Annotated in this window: 30 protein-coding genes and 1 pseudogene; 17 read left to right on the plus strand and 14 right to left on the minus strand. The window is 39.9% G+C overall.

Annotation, left to right across the window (positions count from 1 at the left end):
- Positions 1-92 precede the first annotated feature (92 nt).
- Complete coding sequence (locus tag SMIDD28_RS02990; RefSeq protein WP_001212086.1) at positions 93-536, minus strand: IS110 family transposase; 444 nt, start codon at positions 534-536, stop codon at positions 93-95.
- Positions 499-1,260 (minus strand): IS110 family RNA-guided transposase, encoded by a 762-nt coding sequence (locus SMIDD28_RS02995; RefSeq protein WP_061424596.1) that lies wholly within the window; start codon positions 1,258-1,260, stop codon positions 499-501. The genes SMIDD28_RS02990 and SMIDD28_RS02995 overlap by 38 nt, the downstream gene beginning before the upstream one ends.
- A 229-nt stretch (positions 1,261-1,489) precedes the next feature.
- On the opposite strand from SMIDD28_RS02995, the pseudogene SMIDD28_RS03000 reads away from it, so the two are divergent.
- A pseudogene (locus SMIDD28_RS03000) lies at positions 1,490-1,691 on the plus strand (hypothetical protein); the annotation flags it as partial.
- On the opposite strand, the gene SMIDD28_RS03005 reads toward SMIDD28_RS03000, so the two are convergent.
- The 5 genes from SMIDD28_RS03005 to coaB all read right to left on the minus strand — a co-directional run bounded on the left by SMIDD28_RS03005 (position 1,688) and on the right by coaB (position 4,718).
- On the minus strand, positions 1,688-2,203 hold the full coding sequence (locus SMIDD28_RS03005) for a transcription repressor NadR (RefSeq protein ID WP_000159189.1): 516 nt from the start codon (positions 2,201-2,203) through the stop codon (positions 1,688-1,690). The pseudogene SMIDD28_RS03000 and the gene SMIDD28_RS03005 overlap by 4 nt on opposite strands.
- A gap of 11 nt (positions 2,204-2,214) precedes the next feature.
- Positions 2,215-2,742 carry an ECF transporter S component gene (locus SMIDD28_RS03010; RefSeq protein ID WP_001097393.1) on the minus strand — a complete coding sequence of 176 codons (528 nt, stop codon included), beginning with the start codon at positions 2,740-2,742 and terminating at the stop codon, positions 2,215-2,217.
- A 176-nt stretch (positions 2,743-2,918) separates the two neighbouring features.
- Positions 2,919-3,482, minus strand: coding sequence for an ECF transporter S component (locus tag SMIDD28_RS03015; RefSeq protein ID WP_061424598.1), 564 nt, complete (start codon positions 3,480-3,482; stop codon positions 2,919-2,921).
- Complete coding sequence (coaC, locus tag SMIDD28_RS03020; RefSeq protein WP_061424600.1) at positions 3,466-4,017, minus strand: phosphopantothenoylcysteine decarboxylase; 552 nt, start codon at positions 4,015-4,017, stop codon at positions 3,466-3,468. The genes SMIDD28_RS03015 and coaC overlap by 17 nt, the downstream gene beginning before the upstream one ends.
- Before the next feature lie 11 nt (positions 4,018-4,028).
- Complete coding sequence (coaB, locus tag SMIDD28_RS03025; protein WP_061424602.1) at positions 4,029-4,718, minus strand: phosphopantothenate--cysteine ligase; 690 nt, start codon at positions 4,716-4,718, stop codon at positions 4,029-4,031.
- Positions 4,719-4,947: 229 nt separating this feature from the next.
- Here coaB and SMIDD28_RS03030 point away from each other — a divergent pair, with 229 nt between their 5' ends.
- From SMIDD28_RS03030 to radC, 3 genes are all read left to right on the plus strand, one after another.
- The gene (locus SMIDD28_RS03030; protein WP_061424604.1) at positions 4,948-6,618 is read left to right on the plus strand and encodes a formate--tetrahydrofolate ligase; all 1,671 of its coding nucleotides are present in this window, start codon (positions 4,948-4,950) and stop codon (positions 6,616-6,618) included.
- Between the two features lie 161 nt (positions 6,619-6,779).
- Positions 6,780-9,071, plus strand: a complete 2,292-nt coding sequence (gene pcrA / locus SMIDD28_RS03035; protein WP_061424606.1) for a DNA helicase PcrA — start codon at positions 6,780-6,782, stop codon at positions 9,069-9,071.
- A gap of 42 nt (positions 9,072-9,113) precedes the next feature.
- Complete coding sequence (gene radC, locus SMIDD28_RS03040) at positions 9,114-9,794, plus strand: RadC family protein (protein WP_061424608.1); 681 nt, start codon at positions 9,114-9,116, stop codon at positions 9,792-9,794.
- Here radC and SMIDD28_RS03045 read toward each other — a convergent pair.
- The 7 genes from SMIDD28_RS03045 to SMIDD28_RS03075 form a co-directional block, all read right to left on the minus strand.
- Positions 9,791-10,480 carry a gamma-glutamyl-gamma-aminobutyrate hydrolase family protein gene (locus SMIDD28_RS03045; protein WP_061424610.1) on the minus strand — a complete coding sequence of 230 codons (690 nt, stop codon included), beginning with the start codon at positions 10,478-10,480 and terminating at the stop codon, positions 9,791-9,793. The genes radC and SMIDD28_RS03045 overlap by 4 nt on opposite strands.
- Before the next feature lie 17 nt (positions 10,481-10,497).
- A complete protein-coding gene (locus SMIDD28_RS03050) occupies positions 10,498-11,139 on the minus strand; it encodes a redox-sensing transcriptional repressor Rex (protein WP_000653417.1) in 642 nt (213 codons plus the stop codon).
- 82 nt (positions 11,140-11,221) lie between these two features.
- Positions 11,222-11,437, minus strand: a complete 216-nt coding sequence (locus tag SMIDD28_RS03055; protein ID WP_061424612.1) for a DUF4649 family protein — start codon at positions 11,435-11,437, stop codon at positions 11,222-11,224.
- A complete protein-coding gene (locus SMIDD28_RS03060; protein WP_061424614.1) occupies positions 11,430-11,792 on the minus strand; it encodes a DUF1831 domain-containing protein in 363 nt (120 codons plus the stop codon). The genes SMIDD28_RS03055 and SMIDD28_RS03060 overlap by 8 nt, the downstream gene beginning before the upstream one ends.
- Before the next feature lie 4 nt (positions 11,793-11,796).
- Positions 11,797-12,912: a cysteine desulfurase family protein gene (locus SMIDD28_RS03065; RefSeq protein WP_061424617.1), complete on the minus strand. Its 1,116-nt coding sequence runs from the start codon at positions 12,910-12,912 to the stop codon at positions 11,797-11,799.
- 9 nt (positions 12,913-12,921) lie between these two features.
- A complete protein-coding gene (locus tag SMIDD28_RS03070) occupies positions 12,922-13,881 on the minus strand; it encodes a ribose-phosphate diphosphokinase (protein WP_061424619.1) in 960 nt (319 codons plus the stop codon).
- 111 nt (positions 13,882-13,992) lie between these two features.
- Positions 13,993-14,562, minus strand: a complete 570-nt coding sequence (locus SMIDD28_RS03075; RefSeq protein WP_061424621.1) for a CYTH domain-containing protein — start codon at positions 14,560-14,562, stop codon at positions 13,993-13,995.
- 128 nt (positions 14,563-14,690) lie between these two features.
- Here SMIDD28_RS03075 and SMIDD28_RS03080 point away from each other — a divergent pair, with 128 nt between their 5' ends.
- From SMIDD28_RS03080 to SMIDD28_RS03135, 13 genes are all read left to right on the plus strand, one after another.
- The gene (locus SMIDD28_RS03080) at positions 14,691-15,362 is read left to right on the plus strand and encodes a GTP diphosphokinase (RefSeq protein ID WP_061424622.1); all 672 of its coding nucleotides are present in this window, start codon (positions 14,691-14,693) and stop codon (positions 15,360-15,362) included.
- On the plus strand, positions 15,346-16,164 hold the full coding sequence (locus SMIDD28_RS03085) for an NAD kinase (protein ID WP_061424624.1): 819 nt from the start codon (positions 15,346-15,348) through the stop codon (positions 16,162-16,164). Before SMIDD28_RS03080 ends, SMIDD28_RS03085 begins: the two co-directional genes overlap by 17 nt.
- The gene (locus SMIDD28_RS03090; RefSeq protein ID WP_061424626.1) at positions 16,161-17,057 is read left to right on the plus strand and encodes an RluA family pseudouridine synthase; all 897 of its coding nucleotides are present in this window, start codon (positions 16,161-16,163) and stop codon (positions 17,055-17,057) included. Before SMIDD28_RS03085 ends, SMIDD28_RS03090 begins: the two co-directional genes overlap by 4 nt.
- A 43-nt stretch (positions 17,058-17,100) precedes the next feature.
- Positions 17,101-18,075 carry a phosphate acetyltransferase gene (gene pta / locus SMIDD28_RS03095; protein ID WP_061424628.1) on the plus strand — a complete coding sequence of 325 codons (975 nt, stop codon included), beginning with the start codon at positions 17,101-17,103 and terminating at the stop codon, positions 18,073-18,075.
- Between the two features lie 42 nt (positions 18,076-18,117).
- Entirely contained in the window at positions 18,118-18,288 is a 171-nt protein-coding gene (locus tag SMIDD28_RS11835; RefSeq protein ID WP_196756366.1) for a hypothetical protein, read from the plus strand.
- Between the two features lie 67 nt (positions 18,289-18,355).
- Positions 18,356-19,567, plus strand: coding sequence for an A/G-specific adenine glycosylase (gene mutY / locus SMIDD28_RS03100; RefSeq protein WP_061424630.1), 1,212 nt, complete (start codon positions 18,356-18,358; stop codon positions 19,565-19,567).
- A 125-nt stretch (positions 19,568-19,692) separates the two neighbouring features.
- On the plus strand, positions 19,693-20,397 hold the full coding sequence (gene yycF / locus SMIDD28_RS03105; protein ID WP_061424632.1) for a response regulator YycF: 705 nt from the start codon (positions 19,693-19,695) through the stop codon (positions 20,395-20,397).
- The gene (gene vicK / locus SMIDD28_RS03110) at positions 20,390-21,739 is read left to right on the plus strand and encodes a cell wall metabolism sensor histidine kinase VicK (RefSeq protein ID WP_061424634.1); all 1,350 of its coding nucleotides are present in this window, start codon (positions 20,390-20,392) and stop codon (positions 21,737-21,739) included. Before yycF ends, vicK begins: the two co-directional genes overlap by 8 nt.
- A gap of 1 nt (position 21,740) precedes the next feature.
- Positions 21,741-22,550 carry an MBL fold metallo-hydrolase gene (locus SMIDD28_RS03115; protein WP_061424636.1) on the plus strand — a complete coding sequence of 270 codons (810 nt, stop codon included), beginning with the start codon at positions 21,741-21,743 and terminating at the stop codon, positions 22,548-22,550.
- A 90-nt stretch (positions 22,551-22,640) separates the two neighbouring features.
- The gene (relB, locus tag SMIDD28_RS03120) at positions 22,641-22,883 is read left to right on the plus strand and encodes a type II toxin-antitoxin system RelB family antitoxin (protein ID WP_000208079.1); all 243 of its coding nucleotides are present in this window, start codon (positions 22,641-22,643) and stop codon (positions 22,881-22,883) included.
- A 1-nt stretch (position 22,884) separates the two neighbouring features.
- On the plus strand, positions 22,885-23,139 hold the full coding sequence (locus tag SMIDD28_RS03125) for a type II toxin-antitoxin system RelE family toxin (RefSeq protein ID WP_007284771.1): 255 nt from the start codon (positions 22,885-22,887) through the stop codon (positions 23,137-23,139).
- 75 nt (positions 23,140-23,214) lie between these two features.
- On the plus strand, positions 23,215-25,098 hold the full coding sequence (locus tag SMIDD28_RS03130; protein ID WP_061424637.1) for an Eco57I restriction-modification methylase domain-containing protein: 1,884 nt from the start codon (positions 23,215-23,217) through the stop codon (positions 25,096-25,098).
- 109 nt (positions 25,099-25,207) lie between these two features.
- On the plus strand, positions 25,208-26,158 hold the full coding sequence (locus SMIDD28_RS03135; RefSeq protein WP_057487728.1) for an Abi family protein: 951 nt from the start codon (positions 25,208-25,210) through the stop codon (positions 26,156-26,158).
- Positions 26,159-26,168: the final 10 nt, after the last annotated feature.

A 26,168-nucleotide genomic window follows, 5' to 3' on the forward strand; every position in this document is an offset into this window, starting at 1 on the left:
AACTCAGTCTTTTTATTTGAAAAAAACAGTAAAAAAGCGCAAAAAATCACTTCCTGTGCTATACTGTAATTGAAATTTTTTTAGTTTGGGCGTTAGAACTGTTTCCTCAGTCCTATCGCCTTTTCTTTTTGATAAGTCTGTTTGGTGGAGAGTAGTTTGTAAATGATTCTGAGAATCTTATGAGCACAAGCAATAATCGCCTTCATCTTGCTTCCTCTTTGGGAAATTCGATTGTAAAAAGAAGAAAAAGCTGGATCCTTAGAATGTGCTACAATTAATCCCGACATGGTCAGAGCCTGTTTGATATAGCGATTTCCTTGCGTAATGTGTGAGGATTTTTTAATGCCAGCACTCTCATAAGACCCTGGGCATAGTCCGGCCCAGGATGCTAAGTGTGCATCGGATGGAAAGGCTGTAACAGTTGGTCCAATCTCAGCTAGAATAGTGGCAGCACAGTTTTCATTCACACCAGGAATGGTTTGAAGTATCCTATTTTCCTCAGGGAAACTCCTTTTCGATGTAGTGTTGAATCTCATCGGTCAATTTTTCAATGAGTTCCTGATACATCTGATATTCCTCTAAGCTCTGGTCTAAGAGGAAGCGGTCTTCTAGTGACAACTTTCCTTCCATCGCTTCAACAAGTTCTTCTGGACTTGCTTTCACTCGCTTTTGGATACAAGGGATAACAGATTCTACATTAATGGTTTCTCCGTTAATAAATAATTTTAAAAGTGATCGCCCTGTCTTAGAAAAAATATCAGAAAGATAACTTGTTAGCTTGATATTAGTCCGTTGTAAGAGATTGTGAATTTCATTTTTGACTTGAGTTTGACGCTGCTTGTAAGAACGCATGCGACGTGTCAGTAAACGAAGCTGTACTACTTCAGGAGCAGGGATATAGGAAGGTTCAATTAGTCCGCAACGGCCGAGTTGAGCAATCCATTCGGCATCTTTCATGTCTGTTTTTCGACCAGGCACATTCTTGATATGTTGAGGATTGGCAAGTACCAAGACGAGATTAGAATCTGAAAAGATATTAAAGAGAGGGAGCCAATATTGCCCAGTACTTTCAAAAAAGACATGTGTGACATGGTTTTCCACCAACCAATCTAAGGCATTGTGAAGAGCTACAGTAGTTGTCCCCAATTTCTTCTGAATTTTCTTTGGCTTATTAGTATCTAGTGGACCATCTAGAATACAACAAACAATGGATTTTTGGTGGACATCAATACCACAACACGTTTCAATCATGACTTCCATTATAAAAACCTCCTGTTAACTATTTGAACAATAGAACAAGAGGCTACTAGTAATTTTATTTTCATGCTCAAGGCATATTCGAGTTATCTCATGACTCTTGTTCATCCAGTTTTTTTAACAGGCTAGGAAAAGCCCTATTAGACACCACGGATTTGTATTGTTCATCTTCATTATAGGCTAAACTTCTTTTTCTGTCATGAGTTAGCAGGCTCTGCCTGCTTAGAGTTTTTATAGTTCAATTGACTATAAGGCGACTGAGTTTACTGGAACTCTTCAATCTTCAGAAGAAGGAGGTGAAAAAAGACCAGATTCCAAACTTGGATCTGGCCTATGATATGCTACCCTTGATGGAGATGATGGAAGATCCTGACAAATCTGAATTTTTCTACCCTCGCCGTACAGAAGACGATTGGGAACAGAAAATTTTCTAATCCTTTACTAAATAACCGAGCTGATCCAAGGCCTCCTCGATATAGTGGAGGTCTTGTTGTGTCTCGGCTTCGACTAGGTGGTAATGGATGCCATCTGTCAATTCAGACAAAGGTCTAAAGTCAGAATGCTCGACTTGTTCTAGAAAATGTTGCACATCTCTGCGACAAGACAGTTTAAGCAAGGTTTCAATTTCTCCATAAACGGGATGGTCAATCAAGGTATTCTGGACACGTCCACCATTATCGACGATAGCTAGGAGTTCCTGACCGATTTCTTCAACTTCATGTTTGACTTTGAAAAGTTTGTGGACGTATGGATTGACATCAACTTGCTTATAGACGTAGCCACGATTAGTGGATAGGATAGGAGCGCCATCGGCTCTCAAAATTGCAATGTCCTGTACAATGACCTGACGTGTGACATGAAAATGTTCCGCCAAACTTTGGCCGTTAAGGGCTTTAGGAGCTTCTTTCAAGAGTTGGAGCAGGGCTTGTTTGCGATCTTTTGTCATAGTTCTTCCTTTTAACGACGTTTTCGAAGCACTTTATAGACAGCTAGTGCTAATGTATAGTCTACCATACTATGGATAATTGTACCAAATCCAACTAGCACAAATAGAACATAAAACATATTTTCTACATTGGTACCAGAAGTTGCGTAAAAAACGACACAGGCCAATACTTCAGCAAGGGCATGGACAAGTGCTAACACAAAGTTGAAAATCCAGGAAGCTTTTGGTTTATCTAGGGTATCGGGGAATTTTTGTAGGTAAAGAGCCCCCAAAGTCCCAAAAAAGATATGGGAAAAAGCTCGAAATACGATAACCATAGGATAGCCAGCCATCAAAAAACCAAAACTAGAGGCTAGGATGACAAAAACTGCCATCAAGGGCGACAAGAACATGGCAATAAAAATAGCGATATGGCTCCCCAAAGTGTAAGAAGCGGGTGGAATGACGATTTTGAAAGGCATGACAATTGGAATTAAAATTGCAATAGCCGTTAAGAGGGCTGTCATTGTCATAAATTGTGTCTTTTTCCGTGTATTCATAAGAATCTCCTTTTAACTGTATATACACTAGTATAGTACAACAAACAAGATAATAAAGCAAGGATTTACTTAGGTTTATAGGTCGTTTTAAATTAAATATTGGTAAAGATTTCACTAAAAACACAAACTAGATCAAACAAAATCTCCACCTTCAAGCATGAAAGCGGAGATTATTTTTATTTCTTCAAGGTTTGTAGCCTTGGGACAATAGCTAGGGTTAGAACTGCAGAAATAACTAATTCAGCAATTGAGTTGGTTGAAATAACGGTTGCCAGAAGAAGTTGGATATTTCCATTATAAACATTTCCAAATAGGAAGAAGATTCCACCAAGGACAAAGACAGTATTTGTCAAGGAACCAAGGGCACCAGCTAGAATCAGACCAGTCTTGTTTTTCATTAGTTTATAGACTAGATAAGGAGTCAAACCAATCAAAATACGTGGGACGATAGCTATGATAGCTGAGTAGATGTTTCCGTTTGGTACAAAAGGTGAGAAGAGGTAGCTTGTTGGTAGAATTGTAATCGTATTAACTGTCAAGCTAAGTAGTCCCATTAAAAATCCAAGTGTAACCCCAACTCGTGGACCGTAAATAATGCTGGCAATAATGACAGGAATATGAACGATAGTCGGTTTGATTGGGAATGGAAAAAGGTTAAAGATAAGTGAGCTTAGAAAATGAATCACGAGCATGGTTGCAAAAAAGATAGCAATAGGTGCAATATTAGAGCGTTTTTTCATCGAGAGTTTCCTTTATTCTTTCTAAAATAATTGTGAGGTCAGCTAAGGCTCCTCGTCCGTGGTCTCCACAAGCTAGTAGGGATTCCTTCGGAGCAATCAGCTGATAGCCGTAGGTTTCTAATGTTTTCAGATTAGCCTGAGTTGCTGGATGGTCATACATTTTTGTATTCATAGCTGGTGCGATGAGTTTGGGAATATGACTGGGCAATGCTAGAGCTGTACTGGTTACCATGTTGTCCGCAAAGCCGTGGGCTAGTTTTGCAATCGTGTTAGCAGTTGCAGGGGACACGATAAATAAATCTGCTTTTTTTCCAAGTTCGATATGATTAATCTGATTAGGATAGGGTTCCTTCATGACATCAAGGTGGACAGGATTCTGTGAGAGTACCTGTAGTGTCAAAGGTTGGATAAACTCTGTAGCAGCCTGGGTCATTAAGACAGTGACTTGATGACCTTGTTTTTTAAGCGAACTAACTAAATCTGCCGACTTGTAAGAGGCGATTGAGCCTGTTACAGCTAAGAGAATGTTTGCCATAGCTTTCCTTTCTATGAATGATAGGCTTGAATTTTTTCAAGGAGGAGTTCTGCAATTTCTTCTTTAGTCTGGACTGTTTGAAGCTGATTTTTCTCAACAAAGATTGCAAGATGCTGGTTCGCTGAGATTTGAGTCAGATCATTTGCGATAATCAAGTCTGCTTGGTTCTTGATAAGACTTTTTCGGGCAATGTCAACTAGATAATCTTCGCTAACATTAACCAGCAGTTTGAAGCCAATCAGATGAATAGTAGGATTCCATTCCTTGACTAGAGAGATGATTTTGGGAGTCTTTTTTAGGAACAAAACCTGAACCTCGTCAGTTGAAGAAATCTTAGTCTGATGATTCTGCTTGCTTAAAAATTCTTCTAAATTGGAGCTAGCCTGAACTTCCTCAAGCCCTGTCATATAAACAGGAGTGTAGTCAGAAACAGCCATTGAGTGAATCAAGACCTGATAGTCCTTAACACGTTCTTGCATTTCCACTAGAAGGTCCTTGGTATTGTTAATTTCTCGAATGCTTAGGTTGGGATGGGCTTCCGGCTTCAGAGCTCGTTTTGTTGTTATCAAACAAACTTCATGCCCTGCAGCAAGCAAGGTTTCTGTGATGATTTTCCCCAAGCGTCCTGTAGAATGGTTAGTGATAGAGCGAACGCTATCGATAGCTTCACTGGTACCGCCCGATGTAACTAAAATTTTCATAGCACTATTGTACACAAAAATAAACGGTAAGTAAAATGAAAGCGATAAATTTTTGGTAAAAACGAAGATTTACTATAGTTTCAAACTATAAAGCCATATAAAATTTAAGAAAGAACTCTAAAAAACTTAAAAATAGGGATATTTACGAACGTTTAGATAGTTTTGGGATGTTAAAAATCTTGTTTTGTGTTATAATGAATTATCATATAAGAGGTTAGAGGAGTTTTGCATGAAAACAGATATTGAAATCGCACAGAGTATTGAGTTGAAGCCAATCGTTGATGTTGTAGAGAAACTTGGTATTTCTTACGATGATTTGGAGTTGTACGGAAAGTATAAGGCTAAGCTTAGCTTTGATAAAATTCGTGCAGTTGAGAGCAATCCAGTCGGGAAATTGATCTTGGTTACTGCCATCAACCCAACACCTGCAGGTGAAGGAAAATCAACCATTACCATTGGTCTTGCGGATGCCTTGAACAAGATTGGCAAGAAAACGATGATCGCTATCCGCGAACCGTCCCTTGGTCCAGTAATGGGGATTAAGGGTGGTGCTGCTGGTGGTGGTTATGCTCAAGTTCTGCCAATGGAAGACATTAACCTCCACTTTACGGGGGACATGCATGCCATTACGACTGCCAACAATGCGCTTTCTGCCTTGATTGACAACCACTTGCACCAAGGAAATGAGTTGGGAATTGACCAACGTCGTATCCTTTGGAAACGTGTTGTGGACTTGAACGACCGAGCTCTTCGTCATGTAACAGTTGGACTTGGTGGTCCTCTTAATGGTATTCCACGTGAGGATGGCTTTGACATTACCGTCGCTTCCGAAATCATGGCGATTCTTTGCTTGGCAACAGACATCGAGGACTTGAAACGCCGTTTGGCGAATATTGTTATCGGTTATCGCTATGATCGTACACCTGTTTCTGTAGGTGATTTGCAGGTTGAGGGTGCCTTGGCTTTGATTTTGAAGGATGCTATTAAACCGAACCTGGTTCAGACAATTTACGGTACACCTGCCTTTGTACACGGTGGTCCCTTTGCCAATATTGCTCACGGATGTAACTCTGTCTTGGCAACTACAACAGCCCTTCACTTGGCTGATTACACAGTTACTGAAGCTGGTTTTGGTGCGGACCTTGGTGCTGAGAAATTCCTTGATATTAAGACACCAAACTTGCCAACATCTCCAGATGCAGTAGTTATTGTTGCAACCCTTCGTGCCCTTAAGATGAATGGTGGTGTGGCTAAAGACGCTCTGACTGAAGAAAACGTAGAAGCTGTTCGTGCCGGTTTTGCCAATTTGAAACGCCATGTTGAAAATATCCGTAAATTTGGTGTACCTGCAGTTGTGGCTATTAACGAATTTGTCTCTGATACAGAAGCTGAAATTGCAGCCTTGAAAGAACTTTGTGCCTCAATCGATGTACCAGTAGAGTTAGCAAGTGTCTGGGCTGATGGCGCGGAAGGTGGAGTAGCTCTTGCTGAAACGGTTGTTAAGACTATCGCTGAAACTCCAGCTAACTATAAACGTTTGTATGACAATGACCTTTCTGTCCAAGAAAAGATTGAAAAGATTGTTACTGAAATCTACCGTGGTAGCAAAGTGAACTTTGAGAAGAAAGCTCAAACACAAATCGCTCAAATCGTTCAAAACGGTTGGGACAAATTGCCAATCTGTATGGCTAAGACCCAGTATAGCTTCTCAGACAATCCAAATGCACTTGGAGCACCTGAAAACTTTGAAATTACCATTCGTGAATTGGTACCAAAATTAGGTGCAGGCTTCATCGTTGCCCTAACTGGCGATGTCATGACCATGCCAGGACTTCCAAAACGACCAGCAGCCCTCAATATGGATGTTGAAAGTGATGGAACAGTATTAGGTTTGTTCTAGTATATTGCAATTGACTTTAAATGAGTTTGGAAATAATATCCAAGCTCATTTTTTATCTAGATATAAGAAGTTGCCTTCTAGACGTAACCAGTCTAGGTAAAGATATTTTCCCTGAATTCTGATATAATAGAAATATTGACTTCAAGAGTAAGGAAGAGAAGATGAACGCATTATTAAATGGAATGAATGACCGTCAGGCTGAGGCGGTGCAAACGACAGAAGGTCCCTTGTTGATCATGGCGGGGGCTGGTTCTGGAAAGACCCGAGTTTTGACCCACCGTATCGCTTATTTAATCGATGAAAAGCTGGTCAATCCTTGGAATATCTTGGCCATTACCTTTACCAACAAGGCTGCGCGTGAGATGAAGGAACGTGCTTATAGCCTCAATCCAGCCACTCAGGACTGTTTGATTGCGACCTTCCACTCCATGTGTGTGCGTATTTTGCGTCGCGATGCGGACCATATTGGCTACAACCGCAATTTCACTATTGTAGATCCTGGTGAACAGCGAACTCTCATGAAACGCATTCTCAAACAGTTGAACTTGGATCCTAAAAAATGGAATGAACGAACTATTTTGGGGACCATTTCCAATGCTAAGAATGATTTGATTGATGATGTGGCTTATGCTGCTCAAGCTGGAGATATGTACACGCAAATCGTGGCCCAGTGTTATTCAGCCTATCAGAAAGAGCTTCGTCAGTCTGAGTCTGTTGATTTCGATGATTTGATTATGCTGACCTTGCGTCTCTTTGATCAAAATCCTGATGTTTTGACTTACTATCAACAGAAATTCCAATACATCCACGTTGATGAGTACCAAGATACCAACCACGCTCAGTACCAATTGGTAAAACTCTTGGCTTCCCGTTTTAAAAATATCTGTGTGGTTGGGGATGCAGACCAGTCTATCTACGGTTGGCGAGGTGCTGATATGCAGAATATTTTGGACTTCGAAAAGGATTATCCCCAAGCCAAGGTTGTTTTGTTGGAGGAGAATTATCGCTCCACTAAAACCATTCTCCAAGCGGCCAACGAGGTCATTAAAAACAATAAAAATCGCCGTCCTAAGAATCTCTGGACTCAAAACGCTGATGGGGAACAAATCGTTTACTATCGTGCCAATGATGAGCTAGATGAGGCTGTATTTGTAGCCAGAACTATCGATGAACTTGGTCGCAGTCAAAACTTCCTTCACAAGGATTTTGCAGTTCTCTATCGTACTAATGCGCAGTCCCGTACTATTGAGGAAGCCTTACTCAAGTCAAATATTCCTTATACCATGGTTGGCGGAACCAAGTTCTACAGCCGTAAGGAAATCCGTGATATTATCGCTTATCTCAACCTCATTGCTAATTTGAGTGATAATATTAGTTTTGAGCGTATTATCAACGAGCCTAAACGTGGAATTGGGCCAGGCACTGTTGAGAAAATCCGTGATTTTGCGAATATGCAAGACATGTCCATGCTAGATGCTTCTGCAAACATCATGTTGTCTGGCATCAAAGGAAAAGCAGCCCAGTCTATCTGGGATTTTGCAAATATGATTCTGGATTTACGGGAGCAGTTGGATCAATTAACCATCACAGAGTTGCTTGAGTCCGTCCTAGAAAAAACAGGTTATGTTGATATTCTTAATGCCCAAGCAACTCTGGAAAGTAAGGCTCGGGTTGAAAATATAGAAGAGTTTCTCTCTGTTACGAAGAACTTTGATGACACCTCTGATGTGGCAGAAGAAGAAACTGGTCTGGACAAACTGAGTCGTTTCTTAAATGACTTGGCTTTGATTGCCGATACAGATTCAGGTAGTCAGGAGACATCAGAAGTGACCCTGATGACCCTGCATGCTGCCAAAGGTCTCGAGTTTCCAGTTGTCTTTTTGATTGGGATGGAAGAAAATGTCTTTCCACTTAGCCGTGCAGCTGAAGATCAAGATGAATTAGAAGAAGAACGCCGTCTGGCCTATGTAGGAATTACGCGTGCAGAGAAAATTCTCTATCTGACCAATGCCAACTCACGCCTGCTTTTTGGTCGTACCAACTACAACCGTCCGACTCGTTTTATTAACGAAATCAGTTCAGATTTGCTTGAGTATCAAGGTCTGGCTCGTCCTGCAAATACAAGCTTTAAGGCATCATATAGCAGTGGTGACCTTTCCTTCGGTCAAGGTATGAGTTTGGCTCAAGCTCTTCAAGACCGTAAACGCAGTGCTGCCCCAAAATCTATCCAGTCAAGCGGTCTCCCATTTGGTCAATTTACAGCTGGCGCAAAATCAGCGTCTAGTGAGACAAATTGGTCCATTGGTGATATTGCTCTCCACAAGAAATGGGGAGAGGGAACTGTTCTGGAAGTTTCAGGTAGCGGTGCTAGGCAGGAGTTGAAAATCAATTTCCCAGAAGTAGGTTTGAAAAAACTTTTAGCTAGTGTGGCTCCAATTGAGAAAAAAATCTAATTTTTCATCCTTCTCACGAATAATAAAGTGAGGAGGATTTTTATGTACAGTATTTCATTCCAAGAAGATTCACTATTACCAAGAGAAAGACTGGCCAAGGAAGGAGTTGAAGCACTCAGTAATCAAGAGTTGCTAGCTATTTTACTCAGGACAGGAACACGTCAAGCTAGCGTTTTTGAAATTGCCCAGAAAGTTTTGAGCAATCTTTCAAGCCTAACGGATTTGAAAAAAATGACCCTGCAGGAATTGCAGAGTCTGTCTGGTATCGGCCGTGTTAAGGCCATAGAGTTACAAGCTATGATTGAATTGGGCCATCGTATTCACAAGCATGAGACCCTTGAGATGGAAAGTATTCTCAGCAGTCAAAAGTTGGCCAAGAAGATGCAACAGGAATTGGGCCATAAAAAACAAGAGCACCTGGTGGCGCTCTATCTCAATACTCAAAATCAAATCATCCATCAACAGACCATTTTTATCGGCTCAGCTACTCGTAGTATCGCTGAACCGCGAGAGATTCTTCACTATGCAATCAAGCATATGGCAACCTCTCTTATCTTGGTCCACAATCATCCTTCGGGAGCGGTAGCGCCTAGCCGAAATGATGATCATGTCACTAAACTTGTCAAAGAAGCCTGTGACCTGATGGGGATTGTCCTCTTGGACCATTTGATTGTCTCTCATTCTAATTACTTTAGTTATCGTGAAAAGACGGATTTAATCTAAAGTTCATTAACAACATAGTCAAAGAGATTTTTATCTTTGGGACGATTTTCAAATAGAAATTCTGGATGCCATTGGACACCGAGAAAGGCAACATCATCCGTACTTATAACAGCTTCTATAATACCATCCTTAGGATCATGAGCCGCAATCTTTAAGTTAGGTGCTAAATTCTTAATACTCTGATGGTGGAAGGAGTTGATATGGGAAATTTCTCCATAGATTTCTCGAAGAACAGTGTCTGGTTCTGTCACCAAGCGTTGGGTTGTGTACTCGGCGGAACAATCCTGCCAGTGATCTTCGATATCTTGATACAAAGTTCCACCCATGGCAACGTTAAAGAGTTGGGTACCACGGCAGACAGAGAAAATTGGCTTTTTCTGTTTAATAGTTTCCTTGATGAGGGCAAGTTCAAAGATATCCCTTTGAAGGTGGTAGTCATCGCTATCGATAGTTTTTGGTTCACCATAGAATTTTGGATCAACATTTTGCCCACCTGTCAAGATGAGCTTGTCAATCATACTGATATAGTGGCAGGCCATTTCTTGATCACCAATCGGTAGGATGATGGGAATCCCTCCAGCATCTTTAACGCCTTCAACAAAGCCTTTTGCTGCGTAGCTCATCATGATGTCATCATCTGGATGAGTTTTTTCGTTTCCTGTAATCCCTATAACTGGTTTTTTCATAAAATGATTTTCGCTTTCTAATCCTCTTTTCGCATGAAGTAGAGGAGGGTTTGGAGTTCACTTGTCAAATCGACATACTGAACGACCACGTCTTTTGGTAAATGCAGATGGACTGGTGAAAAACTAAGAATTCCTTTCACGCCAGCATCCACCAAGAGATTGGCAACTTCTTGTGACTTAACGCTGGGAACGGTCAGGATAGCAGTCTTGACATCGGCATCCTTGATTTTATCCTTGATTTGAGAAATCCCGTAAATGGGAATTCCATCAGGAGTTTGGGTACCGACTTCAGGATGGTCATCTAGGTCAAAGGCCATGATAATCTTCATCTTGTTGCGCTCATGGAAGCGATAGTGGAGAAGGGCATGGCCCATATTTCCAATACCAACCAGCATGACATTGGTAATGGAGTTATCATTGAGCAAATCGGCAAAAAATGTCATCAGTTTTTTGACATCATAGCCAAAACCACGACGACCTAGTTCACCAAAATAGGAAAAATCACGACGTACAGTCGCTGAGTCAATCCCAATGGCCTCTGCAATTTGCTTAGAGTTGGCACGTTCAATCTTTTCTGCATGAAATCTCTTAAAAATTCGATAGTAGAGAGAGAGTCTTTTCGCTGTAGCTTTTGGAATAGCAGACTGTTTATCTTTCACAAAATCACAACCTTTCTATTCTTCTATTTTATAGAAACATTGTGAAAAAATCAACAAAAACAAGAAAAAACTAAGAAAAATCTTAGTTTTGATGTAAAAAATCTGCATGTGATAGAAAACGGTAGAGGTCTCCGACCAGACCCTGATAAACTTTCTGGCCATTAAAAGTCAGAGAAGTCACATAAAGTGTATCTGGTAGGGTCACACAGCCTGACAAAGCCAGCATGAGTGCATCATAATCTTCGTACTTGAGAGTCCGCTCTACATGATAGCTATCCTTATAGGTCAGTTCAAACATATGGGACCTCTCTTTCAGATTTTGTAAAGACACCACGTTCTACCAAGCTATCCATGAGGAAGTAGAATTTTTCCTGATGAATGTGGTGGTCTTCTGATTTGAAAATATCAATCAGACGTAGCCCAAACTTGTCAGTGATATTGATTTTAGCTCCTGTTAGCTCTTTATTGATGATGATTTTGAGTTGGAAGCCTTCACCGCTGTTTGGCACTTTTTCAAGTAGGCGAGTTAGTTCGTAGTTACCAACCTTTGTTTCAAAAAAAGTGTTGTCCTTGAGGGTGAATTTTTTAACAGAAGGGCTAAGAGTGTAGTCGTAACGACAATTTTTTAACTGAATGGTTTTTTCAAATGCCATATGGCTAACCTCCGATAATTTCTTTTAAGGTTTTTGCGAGGGTTTGTAGATCTTCAACAGTATTTTGTGGCGACAAACTGATGCGAACGGATTCCTTCAAGCGTTCTGAATTTGCCCCGTACATGGCTTCGAGAACATGGCTGGATTGGACAATGCCTGCCGTACAAGCTGAGCCAGTAGAGATTGAAATTCCAGCTAAATCTAGCCGAAGGAGTAAGAGGTCGTTTTTCTGACCAGGAAATCCAATATTGAGAACATAAGGGAGATGATATTGTCCTCTATTCAAGTAATACTGAATTCCTTCTAGCTCTGCAAGAAAGGCAGTCTCTAGATTTTGTACATGCTGAAAATTGTCTTCTTGCTTTTCTAGGTCTTCTTTTATGGCTGCAACCATGCCTACGATGGCAGCCAGATTTTCAGTTCCTGCACGTTTTTTCTGTTCTTGGTCTCCACCATGGAGATAGGAATCAAAGTCCATGCTAGATGCGTAGAGAAAGCCGATTCCCTTAGGACCATGAAATTTATGGGCAGAAGCAGTGAGAAAATCAATGCCCAATTCTTCTGGGTGAATTGGGATTTTACCAATAGCCTGAACTGCATCGACATGATAGGCAGCAGGGTGTTGCTTGAGTATTTGGCCAATTTCAGCAATGGGCAGTAGGTTTCCAGTTTCATTATTGGCAAACATGGTAGAAACCAAAATCGTATCGTCACGTAAAGCCTTTTGAATTTGTTGGGCTGTGATTTCTTGATTTTCTGGTTGGATAATGGTTACTTCAAACCCAAAGTGTTGAACCAAGTAATCAATGGTTTCAAGGACAGCATGGTGCTCAATAGCAGTTGTGATGATATGTTTTCCTTGTTCTTGATGACGAAGGCAGTAGCCAATGATGGCAGTATTGTTGCCTTCAGTCCCACCAGAAGTGAAAAAGATATGTTGAGGTTTTGTCCCCAGTAACTGGGCTAGTTCCTGACGGGCTTCTCTCAAGAGTTTGCCAGCTTGACGACCATGACCATGAATACTAGAAGGATTTCCATGGGTTTCTTGCATAACCTTGGTCATAGCTGAAATAGCAACTGCTGACATGGGTGTCGTTGCAGCATTGTCCAAATAAATCAAAGAATCACCTTATTTCTTTTTGTTATAGCCAAAGAGTGGGCTGACTGGTTTTCTTTCGTGGATACGGACGATGGCATCACCAATTAACTCACTAGCAGTGATGTAGCATACGTTTTTAGGAGTTTTTTCTTTTGTTGCTACTGAATCAGTCACAAGAATTTCTTTAATCTTAGTATTGTCAAGAAGTTCATCAGCACCTTCAACGAAGAGACCGTGGCTAGAAACAGCATAAATTTCTGTAGCCCCTTCGTGTTCAACGATTTTGGCAGCTTCAGAGAAGGTACGTCCTGTATTTAAAATGTCATCAATCAAGATGGCTTTTTTACCTGCAACATCACCGATGATATAGCCTTCGTTGCGAGTTGCATCGTCTTGAGGGTAGTCGATAATGGCGATAGGAGCATCAAGATATTCAGCCAGGCTACGAGCACGTTTAACCCCTGAATTTTTAGGGCTAACGACAACAACATCTGAACCTCTTAATCCCTTATCACAGTAGTGTTTAGCAAAGAGAGGAACAGTGTAAAGATTATCTACAGGAATATCAAAGAATCCTTGTACTTGAACTGCATGTAAGTCGAGGGTAAGGATACGATCTACACCAGCTTTAACTAGCATGTTAGCAACTAGTTTAGCTGTTAGTGGTTCTCTAGATGATGCAATTCTATCTTGGCGTGCATAGCCAAAATACGGAAGGACAACGTTGATACTGTGGGCACTTGCACGCACACAAGCATCGACCATGATTAGCAATTCCATTAGGTGGTTGTTAACAGGGAAACTTGTAGATTGGATGATGTACACATCATAACCACGGACACTCTCTTCGATATTAACTTGAATCTCTCCATCAGAAAATTGACGTGATGATAGTTTTCCAAGTGGGACACCAACAGCTTGAGCAATTTTTTGTGCAATCTCTTGGTTAGAGTTGAGTGCGAAAAGTTTCATATTTTTTCTATCTGACATTATAGACCGTCCTCTGTAAACTTTATGGAGCCAAGCCATATGTTTTAGCATATATTAACTTGGATTCGAGTATTTTTATCTTTTCTATTTTACCAAAAAATAGAGATTATTTCAGCTATTTTTCATGCTTTTGACAAATCGAACCAATTTTGAAGGGGCTTTTTGGTAGGAAATCTGATTTTTCTCTAAAAATTGTTGGAAATCCTGTTTCCCTTGCTCGTGATTTTCCACTTCAAGCTCTAATTCGTAATCTGTCATATCAAAGTACTGACTCTCATCTATCGCCATGAGACCAATAGCTGTTTGCATTTCATAGCGAAGCGTTGTGAGACAACCCAGCACCTGCCATTCACTAGTTTGGATACCATGTTTAGACAATTCTTCGAGCACCAGTCCCTGAGGAAGTTCTTCCTTGCTCAGATAGTTCTCAGCATCTTTTAGTTGCAATTTTTGATTGTATTCCATGTTTCCAACACTTTGTGGGACTTTGAGTGTCAATTCTGCCCAGTCTTCAAAAGTTCGAATGCGCATAGCAACTTTCTTTTCTCGTAGTTCAAAATCAGGCGTGTCGATGTAGTAATTTTTTTGAAGAACAGGAGTGACACCTGCGAACTGGTCTTTTAGATGATTGTATTCATCTTTTTTCAATAGTGTTTTCAATTCAATTTCTAAATGTTTCATTTTTCTTACCTTTTCTTTATCTATGAAAGCGGATTATATGATATAATAGCTTTGTATTTATTGTATATGAATCTGGAGAAAAAATCAAAGATATTTTTGACGGATAATATGAGAACAAGGGAGAATATATGACCTTAGAATGGGAAGAATTTCTAGATCCTTACATTCAAGCTGTTGGTGAGTTAAAGATTAAACTACGTGGTATTCGCAAGCAATATCGTAAGCAAAATAAGCATTCTCCGATTGAGTTTGTGACTGGTCGAGTCAAGCCAATTGAAAGTATCAAGGAAAAAATGGCTCGACGTGGTATTACTTATGCGACCTTAGAACACGATTTACAGGATATTGCTGGCTTACGTGTGATGGTTCAGTTTGTGGATGATGTTAAGGAAGTAGTGGAAATTTTGCGTAAGCGTCAGGATATGCGTATCATACAGGAGCGAGATTACATTACTCATCGAAAGGCTTCAGGCTACCGTTCCTATCATGTGGTAGTAGAATATACGGTTGATACCATCAATGGAGCTAAGACTATTTTGGCAGAGATTCAAATTCGTACCTTGGCCATGAATTTCTGGGCAACGATAGAACATTCTCTCAACTACAAGTACCAAGGGGATTTTCCAGAGGAAATTAAGAAGCGACTGGAAATTACAGCTAGAATCGCCCATCAGTTGGATGAAGAAATGGGTGAAATTCGTGATGATATCCAGGAAGCCCAGGCTCTTTTTGATCCCTTGAGTAGAAAATTAAATGACGGTGTAGGAAACAGTGACGATACAGATGAAGAATACAGGTAAACGAATTGATCTGATAGCCAATAGAAAACCGCAGAGTCAAAAGGTTTTATATGAATTGCGAGATCGTTTGAAGAGAAATCAGTTTATACTCAATGATAGCAGTCCGGACATTGTCATTTCCATTGGTGGAGATGGCATGCTCTTGTCGGCCTTTCATAAGTACGAAGACCAACTTGATAAGGTACGCTTTATCGGTCTTCATACAGGACATCTGGGCTTTTATACCGATTATCGTGATTTTGAGTTGGATAAGTTAATGACCAATTTGCAGTTGGATACTGGAGCAAGGGTTTCTTATCCGGTTTTGAATGTGAAGGTTTTTCTTGGAAATGGAGAGGTCAAGATTTTTCGTGCCCTCAACGAAGCCAGCATTCGCAGATCCGATCGAACCATGGTGGCAGATATTGTCATCAATGGTGTTCCCTTTGAACGTTTTCGTGGAGACGGGCTAACAGTTTCGACACCGACTGGTAGTACTGCCTATAACAAGTCTCTTGGCGGTGCTGTTTTACACCCTACCATTGAAGCTTTGCAATTAACGGAAATTGCCAGCCTTAATAATCGTGTCTATCGAACGCTGGGCTCTTCCATTATTGTGCCTAAGAAGGATAAGATTGAACTCATTCCAACAAGAAATGATTACCACACCATTTCGGTTGACAATAGTGTCTATTCTTTTCGTAGTATCGAGCGAATCGAGTATCAAATTGATCATCATAAGATTCACTTTGTCGCGACTCCTAGCCATACCAGCTTCTGGAATCGCGTTAAGGATGCCTTTATCGGCGAGGTGGACGAATGAGGTTTGAATTTATCGCAGATGAACATGTCAAGGTTAAGACCTTCTTAAAAAAGCACGAGGTTTCTAAGGGACTACTAGCCAAGATTAAGTTTCGAGGTGGAGCTATTCTGGTCAATGACCAACCGCAAAATGCAACGTTCTTATTGGATATTGGGGACCGCGTTACTATTGATATTCCCGCTGAGGAAGGCTTTGAAACCTTGGAGGCCATTGAGCGTCCATTAGATATTCTCTATGAGGATGACCATTTTCTAGTCTTGAATAAACCCTATGGAGTGGCTTCTATTCCTAGTGTCAATCACTCCAATACCATTGCCAATTTTATCAAGGGTTACTACGTCAAGCAAAATTATGAAAATCAGCAGGTTCACATTGTGACCAGGCTTGATAGGGATACTTCTGGCTTGATGCTCTTTGCCAAGCACGGCTATGCCCATGCACGATTAGACAAGCAGTTGCAGAAAAAGTCTATTGAAAAACGCTATTTTGCTTTGGTTAAAGGTGATGGTCACTTGGAGTCAGAGGGGGAAATTATTGCCCCGATTGCGCGTGATGAAGACTCTATTATCACCAGACGAGTGGCTAAAGGTGGAAAGTATGCCCATACTTCTTACAAGATTGTAGCATCTTATGGAAATATCCACTTGATAGACATTCGCCTGCATACTGGTCGAACCCACCAAATCCGAGTCCATTTTTCTCATATTGGTTTTCCTTTGTTGGGAGATGATTTATACGGTGGTAGTCTGGACGACGGCATTCAACGTCAGGCCCTGCATTGCCATTACCTATCCTTTTATCATCCATTTTTAGAGCAAGACTTGCAGTTAGAAAGTCCCTTGCCGGATGATTTTAGCAACCTTATTACCCAGTTATCAACTAATACTCTATAAAAACTGATTCAGAGTATAATTATTATTTTAAAGGAGAAAACTCATGGAAGTTTTTGAAAGTCTAAAAGCCAACCTAGTTGGCAAAAATGCTCGTATCGTTCTCCCTGAAGGGGAAGAGCCTCGTATTCTGCAAGCAACTAAGCGCTTGGTAAAAGAAACAGAAGTGATTCCTGTTTTGCTAGGGAATCCTGAAAAAATTAAAATTTATCTTGAAATCGAAGGTATCGAGGACGGTTATGAAGTCATTGACCCTCAACACTACGATAAATTTGAAGAAATGGTTGCTGCCTTGGTAGAGCGTCGCAAGGGCAAAATGTCTGAAGAAGATGCACGCAAGGTTTTGGTTGAAGATGTCAATTACTTTGGTGTTATGTTGGTTTACTTGGGCTTGGTTGACGGAATGGTATCAGGTGCGATTCACTCAACAGCTTCAACAGTACGTCCAGCACTACAAATCATTAAAACACGTCCAAATGTATCTCGGACTTCAGGCGCCTTTCTTATGGTTCGTGGCTCTGAACGTTATCTATTTGGAGACTGTGCCATTAACATCAATCCAGATGCAGAAGCTTTGGCTGAAATTGCCATCAACTCAGCAATCACAGCTAAGATGTTTGGAATCGAGCCTAAAATTGCTATGCTAAGCTATTCTACTAAAGGTTCAGGATTTGGAGAAAGCGTTGATAAGGTTGTTGAAGCAACTAAAATTGCTCACGATTTGCGCCCTGACCTTGAAATCGATGGTGAGTTGCAATTTGATGCGGCCTTTGTTCCAGAAACTGCAGCTCTGAAAGCTCCTGGAAGTACGGTAGCTGGTCAAGCAAATGTCTTCATCTTCCCAGGTATCGAGGCAGGAAATATTGGTTACAAGATGGCCGAACGCCTTGGTGGCTTTGCGGCTGTAGGACCTGTTTTGCAAGGTTTGAATAAGCCAGTTAACGACCTTTCTCGTGGATGTAATGCGGATGATGTTTACAAGTTGACCCTTATCACAGCAGCCCAAGCAGTTCATCAATAAGATTTAGTCCTCTTTCCTTTGGGAAGAGGCTTTTTATACTCAATGAAAATCAAAGAGCAAACTAGGAAACTAGCCGCAGGTTGCTCAAAGCACTGCTTTGAGGTTGTAGATAAGACTGACGAAGTCAGCTCAAAACACTGTTTTGAGGTTGTGGATAGAACTGACGAAGTCAGTTACCTATACCTACGGCAAGGCGACGTTGACGTGGTTTGAAGAGATTTTCGAAGAGTATTAATACTAGGAAAAGGACAGTTAGAATCTTCTGTGTTATACTAGAGATATGTTAGATTTGAAAGAATACGGTATCGTCATGTGGACTGAAGAGAAGATCATTTCTTTTCGTGAGAAACTTCTCAACTGGTATGATGAAAATAAAAGAGATTTACCATGGCGTAGGAGTAAGAATCCTTATCATATCTGGGTGTCTGAAATTATGCTCCAGCAGACCAGGGTGGATACAGTTATCCCTTACTACGAAAGATTCTTGGACTGGTTTCCAACAGTGGAAAGTTTGGCAACTGCGCCTGAGGAGCGTTTACTGAAGGCTTGGGAAGGTTTGGGTTATTATTCTCGAGTTCGCAATATGCAGGCTGCAGCCCAGCAGATTATGACTGACTTTGGGGGTCAATTTCCAAATACCTATGAAGGAATTTCCAGCTTGAAAGGGATTGGTCCTTACACAGCAGGAGCCATTTCCAGTATCGCTTTTAATTTGCCTGAGCCAGCGGTCGATGGTAATGTCATGCGGGTTTTGGCGCGTCTGTTTGAAGTCAATCACGATATTGGCATTCCAAATAATCGCAAAATTTTTCAGGCAATGATGGAAATCCTGATTGATCAGGAACGGCCAGGTGACTTTAACCAAGCCTTGATGGACTTGGGCTCAGATATTGAGGCGCCTGTAAATCCCAGACCAGAAGAAAGTCCGGTTAAGGACTTTAGTGCTGCATATCAGAATGGAACCATGAACCGTTATCCAATTAAGGCTCCAAAGAAAAAGCCTGTTCCTATTTATCTTAAAGCCTTAGTTGTGAAAAATTCTCAGGGGCAATTTTTACTTGAAAAAAATGAAAGTGAAAAGCTATTGGCAGGTTTTTGGCATTTCCCACTGGTAGAAGTAGATGACTTTTCGCAAGAGGAGCAGTTTGACCTCTTCCATCAGGTTGCAGAAGAAAGTGTGAATTTTGGACCCAGTCCAGAAGAGAGTTTCCAGCAGGACTATGACCTAGATGTTGATTGGCTTGATGTTTATTTTGAGACTGTCAAGCATGTCTTTAGTCATCGCAAGTGGCATGTTCAAATTGTAGCAGGTCAAGTGAGTGACTTCCATGATTTTTCAGATAGGGAAGTTCGCTGGCTTTCACCAGAAGAGTTCAAGGATGTTCCACTTGCCAAACCCCAACAAAAAATCTGGCAGGCTTATGCACAAGCCAACTTAGACTCAATGAAAATCAAAGAGCAAACTAGGAAACTAGCCGCAGGCTGTACTTGAGTACGGCAAGGCGACGTTGACGCGGTTTGAATTTGATTTTCGAAGAGTATTAGACAGTAGCAAAGACTAGCTATTATGTCTTCTTGCTATTTTTTTGGTATAATAGTAGAGAAAAAGGTGAACATATGAAAAAAATACTAATTGTAGATGATGAAAAACCAATCTCGGATATTATCAAGTTTAATATGACCAAGGAAGGTTACGAGGTTGTAACTGCTTTTAACGGTCGTGAGGCACTAGAACAATTTGAAGCCGAGCAGCCAGATATTATTATTCTGGATTTGATGCTTCCAGAAATTGATGGTTTAGAAGTTGCTAAGACCATTCGCAAGACAAGTAGTGTGCCTATTATCATGCTTTCTGCTAAGGATAGCGAATTTGATAAGGTTATCGGTTTAGAGCTTGGGGCGGATGACTATGTGACAAAACCCTTCTCCAATCGTGAGTTGCAGGCGCGTGTTAAAGCTCTTCTGCGTCGTTCTCAACCTATGCCAGTAGATGGGCAGGAAGCAGATAGCAAACCTCAGCCTATCCAAATTGGGGATTTAGAAATTGTTCCAGATGCCTACGTGGCTAAAAAATATGGCGAAGAACTAGACTTAACCCATCGTGAATTTGAACTTTTGCATCATTTGGCATCGCATACAGGTCAAGTGATTACACGCGAACACTTACTTGAGACTGTCTGGGGTTATGATTATTTCGGAGATGTTCGGACTGTTGATGTGACTGTCCGACGTCTGCGTGAGAAGATTGAAGATACTCCCAGCCGACCAGAGTATATTCTAACACGTCGCGGTGTTGGTTATTATATGAGAAATAATGATTAAACTAATTAAAGATACAGTTTTAACTAGTGATTTTATCTTTATCCTTATTCTACTTGGCTTTATTTTAGTAGTGACCTTGCTCTTGCTAGAAAATCGTCGGGATAATATCCGATTGAAGCAAATCAATCAAAAGGTTAAAGACTTGATTGCAGGAGATTATTCTCAGGTATTGGATATGCAAGGTGGGTCTGAAATCACCAATATTACCAATAATTTGAATGACTTGTCGGAGGTTATTCGTCTCACTCAGGAAAATCTAGAACAAGAGAGTAAGAGACTAAATAGTATTCTGTTTTATATGACAGATGGGGTTCTTGCGACCAATCGTCGGGGTCAGATTATCATGATTAACGATACAGCCGAGAAGCAACTGGGGTTGGTTAAGGAAGATGTTCTGAATAGAAGCATTTTGGAAGTACTCAAGATAGAAGAAGACTATGAATTGCGTGATTTGATTACCCAAAGTCCAGAATTGTTGCTAGATTCCCAAGACATCAATGGCGAATATTTGAACCTTCGAGTTCGCTTTGCCTTGATACGTCGAGAGTCTGGTTTTATTTCGGGTCTGGTGGCTGTTTTGCATGATACGACGGAGCAGGAGAAGGAAGAACGCGAACGAAGACTCTTTGTTTCCAATGTTAGCCATGAGTTACGGACTCCTCTGACCAGCGTAAAATCCTATCTTGAAGCCTTGGATGAGGGAGCTTTGTGTGAAACTGTAGCACCAGACTTTATCAAGGTATCTCTAGACGAAACCAATCGTATGATGCGAATGGTAACTGACCTCCTTCATCTCTCTCGGATTGACAATGCTACCAGTCATCTGGATGTGGAACTGATTAACTTCACTGCCTTTATTACTTTTGTCCTCAACCGTTTTGATCAGATAAGAGGGCAGGATGAAGAGAAGAAATACGAACTGGTGAGAGATTACCCCATTACTTCAGTTTGGATAGAGATAGATACAGATAAGATGACACAGGTGATTGATAATATTCTTAACAATGCCATCAAGTATTCGCCAGATGGTGGGAAAATTACAGTGACTATGAAGACAACTGAAGACCAGATGATTTTATCCATTTCTGACCATGGTTTAGGCATTCCTAAGCAGGATTTACCACGTATTTTTGACCGTTTTTATCGTGTGGATCGTGCTAGAAGTCGTGCCCAAGGTGGAACGGGTTTGGGACTGGCTATTGCCAAAGAAATTATCAAACAACATAAGGGCTTTATTTGGGCCAAGAGTGAATACGGCAAGGGATCAACCTTTACCATTGTGCTCCCTTATGATAAGGATGCAGTGAAAGAAGAAGTATGGGAGGATGAAGTAGAAGACTAGAATGAGTGAAATAGGCTTTAAATATAGTATTTTAGCGTCAGGTTCCAGTGGAAATTCCTTTTATCTGGAAACCCCAAAAAAGAAGCTTTTAGTGGATGCCGGTTTATCTGGTAAAAAGATTACTAGTCTACTTGCTGAGATTAATCGCAAGCCAGAAGACTTGGATGCCATCTTGATTACCCATGAGCATTCAGACCATATCCATGGAGTGGGTGTGTTAGCTCGCAAGTATGGTATGGATTTGTATGCCAATGAAAAGACTTGGCAGGCTATGGAAAACAGCAAATATCTCGGTAAGGTGGATTCGTCGCAAAAGCATATCTTTGAGATGGGCAAAACCAAAACCTTTGGAGATATCGACATCGAGAGTTTTGGTGTAAGCCATGATGCAGTCGCACCGCAGTTCTATCGCTTTATGAAGGATGACAAGAGTTTTGTCCTTTTGACAGATACAGGTTATGTTAGTGACCGTATGGTAGGGATTGTCGAAAATGCGGACGGCTATCTTATCGAGTCCAACCATGATGTAGAGATTTTGCGAGCAGGATCTTATGCTTGGCGACTCAAACAACGAATCCTATCGGATCTAGGTCACCTTTCTAACGAGGACGGTGCTGAAGCTATGATTCGGACCCTAGGAAATCGCACTAAGAAAATCTATCTTGGTCACTTGTCTAAGGAAAACAATATCAAGGAGCTGGCTCACATGACTATGGTCAATCAGCTAGCACAAGCTGATCTGGGAGTCGGAGTAGACTTTAAGGTTTATGATACTTCACCAGATACCGCAACACCATTGACAGATATATAGAAAGAACGCTGAGAAGGTGTTCTTTTTATATTGACTGAACACCTAAAAAGTAATACAATGGTGTTACCATTAAAAAAGGGAGTACAAAAGATGACTACTATTACATTAAAAGTTTCTGAAGCTGATAAAACATTTATGAAAGCAATGGCTAAGTTTGAAGGAGTTTCCCTGTCGGAACTGATCCGCACCAAAACTCTTGAAGCTTTAGAAGACGAATACGACGCTCGTGTGGCAGATTTAGCCTATCAAGAGTATTTAGAAGACTTGGAAAAAGGAGTTGAACCCATTACTTGGGAAGAAATGATGCATGATTTAGGCTTGGAGGATGAATAATTTGTATAAATTAGTTCCAACAAGACGTTTCATCAAGCAATTGAAAAAATTGGACCGTTATACGCAGAAGCTAATTACAAACTATTTACAAACCAATGTTTTGGAAGACCCAAGACGACACGGAAAGGCTTTGGTTGGCAATCGCGTTGGTCAATGGCGCTATAGAATTGGTAATTATCGAGTTATCGTACAAATTGTAGATGATGAATTAGTCATTGCTACTTTAGAAGTTGGTCATCGGAGAGATATTTATTGAATTACTTTTTTCCAAGTCAATTTTCATTCTTTAAAATATGATATAATAGGGCTTACAATATAAGAGAGGTTGCTTATGACAATAGATATTAGTGAAGAAAGTTTAGCTAAAGAATCGGCTGACTTATTAAAAATTCTTTTAAAAGATCGAACGACAAAGAAATCAATTGTTTGGGCTACGCATTCTTATGAATTGTTAGGAAAGGGATTTGCTCCAAGTGATCGCATCAATCCAAGTAAGGTGACGGGAACCTATGCCAACTTGATTCAACCCAGATCTGAAAAATCCAAATATGAGCAAAAAGATCGGACTAAGATTAGAGCCGAAGTTTTTACGCCAACTTGGTTAGTTGAAAAGCAAAATGGTTACGTTGAAGCTGAACTTGAAACTCTGAATCTTGAAGATTATATCCAAGTGCGCTGGCTAGAAATTACCTGTGGTGAAGCACCTTATATGGTAACGCGATATGATACGGTAACTGGTGAGGAAATTCCATTATCTGAGCGTGTTGGGTTTGTAGATAGAAAACTGCAAAGGATTAGTCGTGAAGTTTCTGATGAAGTAACCTTCTATGAACTTTTAAAAAAAGCTTACCGAGCTTCTTATGGTTATGAGTATCAAGGAGATTCTCTCCTTTTGGCGCGTGAGAATCTTTTGGCGACATTTGAGGACTACTATCTTGCTAAGACTGGAAATCAACCAACATTAGAGCAAAAGAAAGAGATTGCGACTATTATCTCTTACAATGTCTTTCAGATGGATGGACTGAAAAAAACCAGTCCTTATTCAGCTATCCAAGGGCAATCTCAACAACTAAGCTTGTTTACAGATGAGCTAGAAATTCAAGAAGTAGAAGAATCTAAAACCCAAATCAAAGACTGGAAAAAGAATAAAATGATAGGTTTTGAGCGCCTATCAAGTGAGGAAAGTGAAATGAAATTTGATGTCGTGATAGGAAATCCGCCTTATCAGGAGGAAATTGAAGGGGCGAATACTCAGACAAGGCCTATTTATCATTTCTTTATGGAGGAATCTTATAAAATTTCAGATAAAACTGTGCTAGTGACCCCAGCTAGATTTCTTGCGAATACAGGAGGAACTCCCAAAAAATGGAATCATAAAATGTTAAATAGTAGACATTTAAAAGTTAAATTTTATGAATTAAAGAGCAATAAAGTTTTTCCTGGGACTGATATTAAAGGCGGTGTTGTCATCACTTATCATGACAAAAATAAAGATTTTGAACCAATAGAGACATTTATCTCTGAGCCTTTACTTGATAGTATCTATAGAAAAGTTAAAAAGTTGCAAGAACCATCACTATCAGAAATTATGTTTGGCTCAGATAGTCACAAGTTGACAGACATTATGTTTGAAGATTTTCCGGAACTAATCTCTAGAACTGATTCAAGTCACAGAAAAGCTGTTTCTACAAATATTTTTGAACGATACCCTGAGGTATTTAAAGATAAAGTAGATTCAAATACAGAATACGTTCAAATAATTGGACGAGAGAAAAACGGGCGCTCTGTAAAATATCTAAAAAAAGAATACTTACGAGAGCATCCTAACTTGCTCTTTTGGAAAATTATTTTACCTAAAGCTAACGGAAGTGGTGCTTTAGGTGAAGTGCTTTCAACACCCCTAATCGGGGAACCCCTAATCGGGTATTCTCAGACGTTTATATCTATTGGAAAATTTGACACAAAAATAGAAGCAGAGGCTTGTTTTAAGTATATTAAAACTAAATTTGCTAGAGTTATGTTAGGTATTTTGAAATTAACGCAAGATAATCCTCCAGCAACTTGGGCCAAAGTCCCACTCCAAGACTTCACGGTCAATTCGGACATTGATTGGACACAATCAGTGGCTGATATTGACGGTCAGCTCTATCAAAAATATGACCTTTCCCCTGAGGAAATTGCCTTTATTGAGACTCATGTAAGGGAGATGGATTAGAGAAGTATTTTTATTTGACAAATAGCGCTCAGTGATCTATAATAGACACATAGGATTAGGTCAGGAAGCATACGATGCCCTGACCCTTTTTATTTTATAGGAGATAAGTTTGAAGGAACATAAAACATTTAATCAACAGTTAACAATCTTAAGAAATAGGGGTGTTGTAGTACCAACGAATGGGAAGCCAAAGAGATTTTTAGAACAAGAAAACTATTACAATGTTATAAACGGTTATAAAGATTTATTTTTAGTAAAGGATAGCAATAATCGACCTGTTGAACCTGAAATTTATCAAAAAGGAACTCACTTTAACGAACTAAAGGCCTTGTTTTTATTTGATAGAGAACTAAGGATATTATTATTGAAATATTTATTGATATTCGAAAATTCAATAAAGACCACAGTTGCATATGAATTCTCTAAAAAACACCCTCGTAAGAATGCTTATTTAGATATTGCAAATTTTGTAGACGATGATCCTAAAAAAGTTCTTCAACAAATCTCTATCTTAACCAAGACGATTCATGATAAGGTAGATAGAACTGGCGCTATTAAACATTACATTGAGGAACATGGGGAAGTACCACTTTGGGTTTTAGTTAATTTTCTTACAATGGGAAACATTGCTAATTTTTACAATATTTTAACGGATAGTACAAAGAATATCATTGCAAAATTTTATACAGATAAATATAGAACACAAAATAAAGATAATACATTTAGACTATCTAGTGCAGATTTAAGTGCATGTTTGAAAGTGGCTAACCTAGTTAGAAATATCTGTGCACATGATGAACGACTGTATAATGTTAATTTAAGAAATGTCAGAATATCTCAAATAGCAAATCATTTTGGGATAAGGAGATATGATAATAAACGTTTTATAGTGGTTATTCTATTTTTAAAAATTGTACTTGATAAGAAAGATTTTCAAAGATTATATAAAGCTTTAATGAATCTATTCAATCAGTATGCTGATGAATTTAAAACTGTAGTGTTTGATGACATTTTAAACACGATGGGAATCGATTTAACAGAGTTAGAAAAATTATCTTAGTTTTTAAAAA

This window comes from Streptococcus mitis, assembly GCF_001579045.1.
Taxonomy (GTDB): Bacteria; Bacillota; Bacilli; order Lactobacillales; family Streptococcaceae; genus Streptococcus; species Streptococcus mitis_D.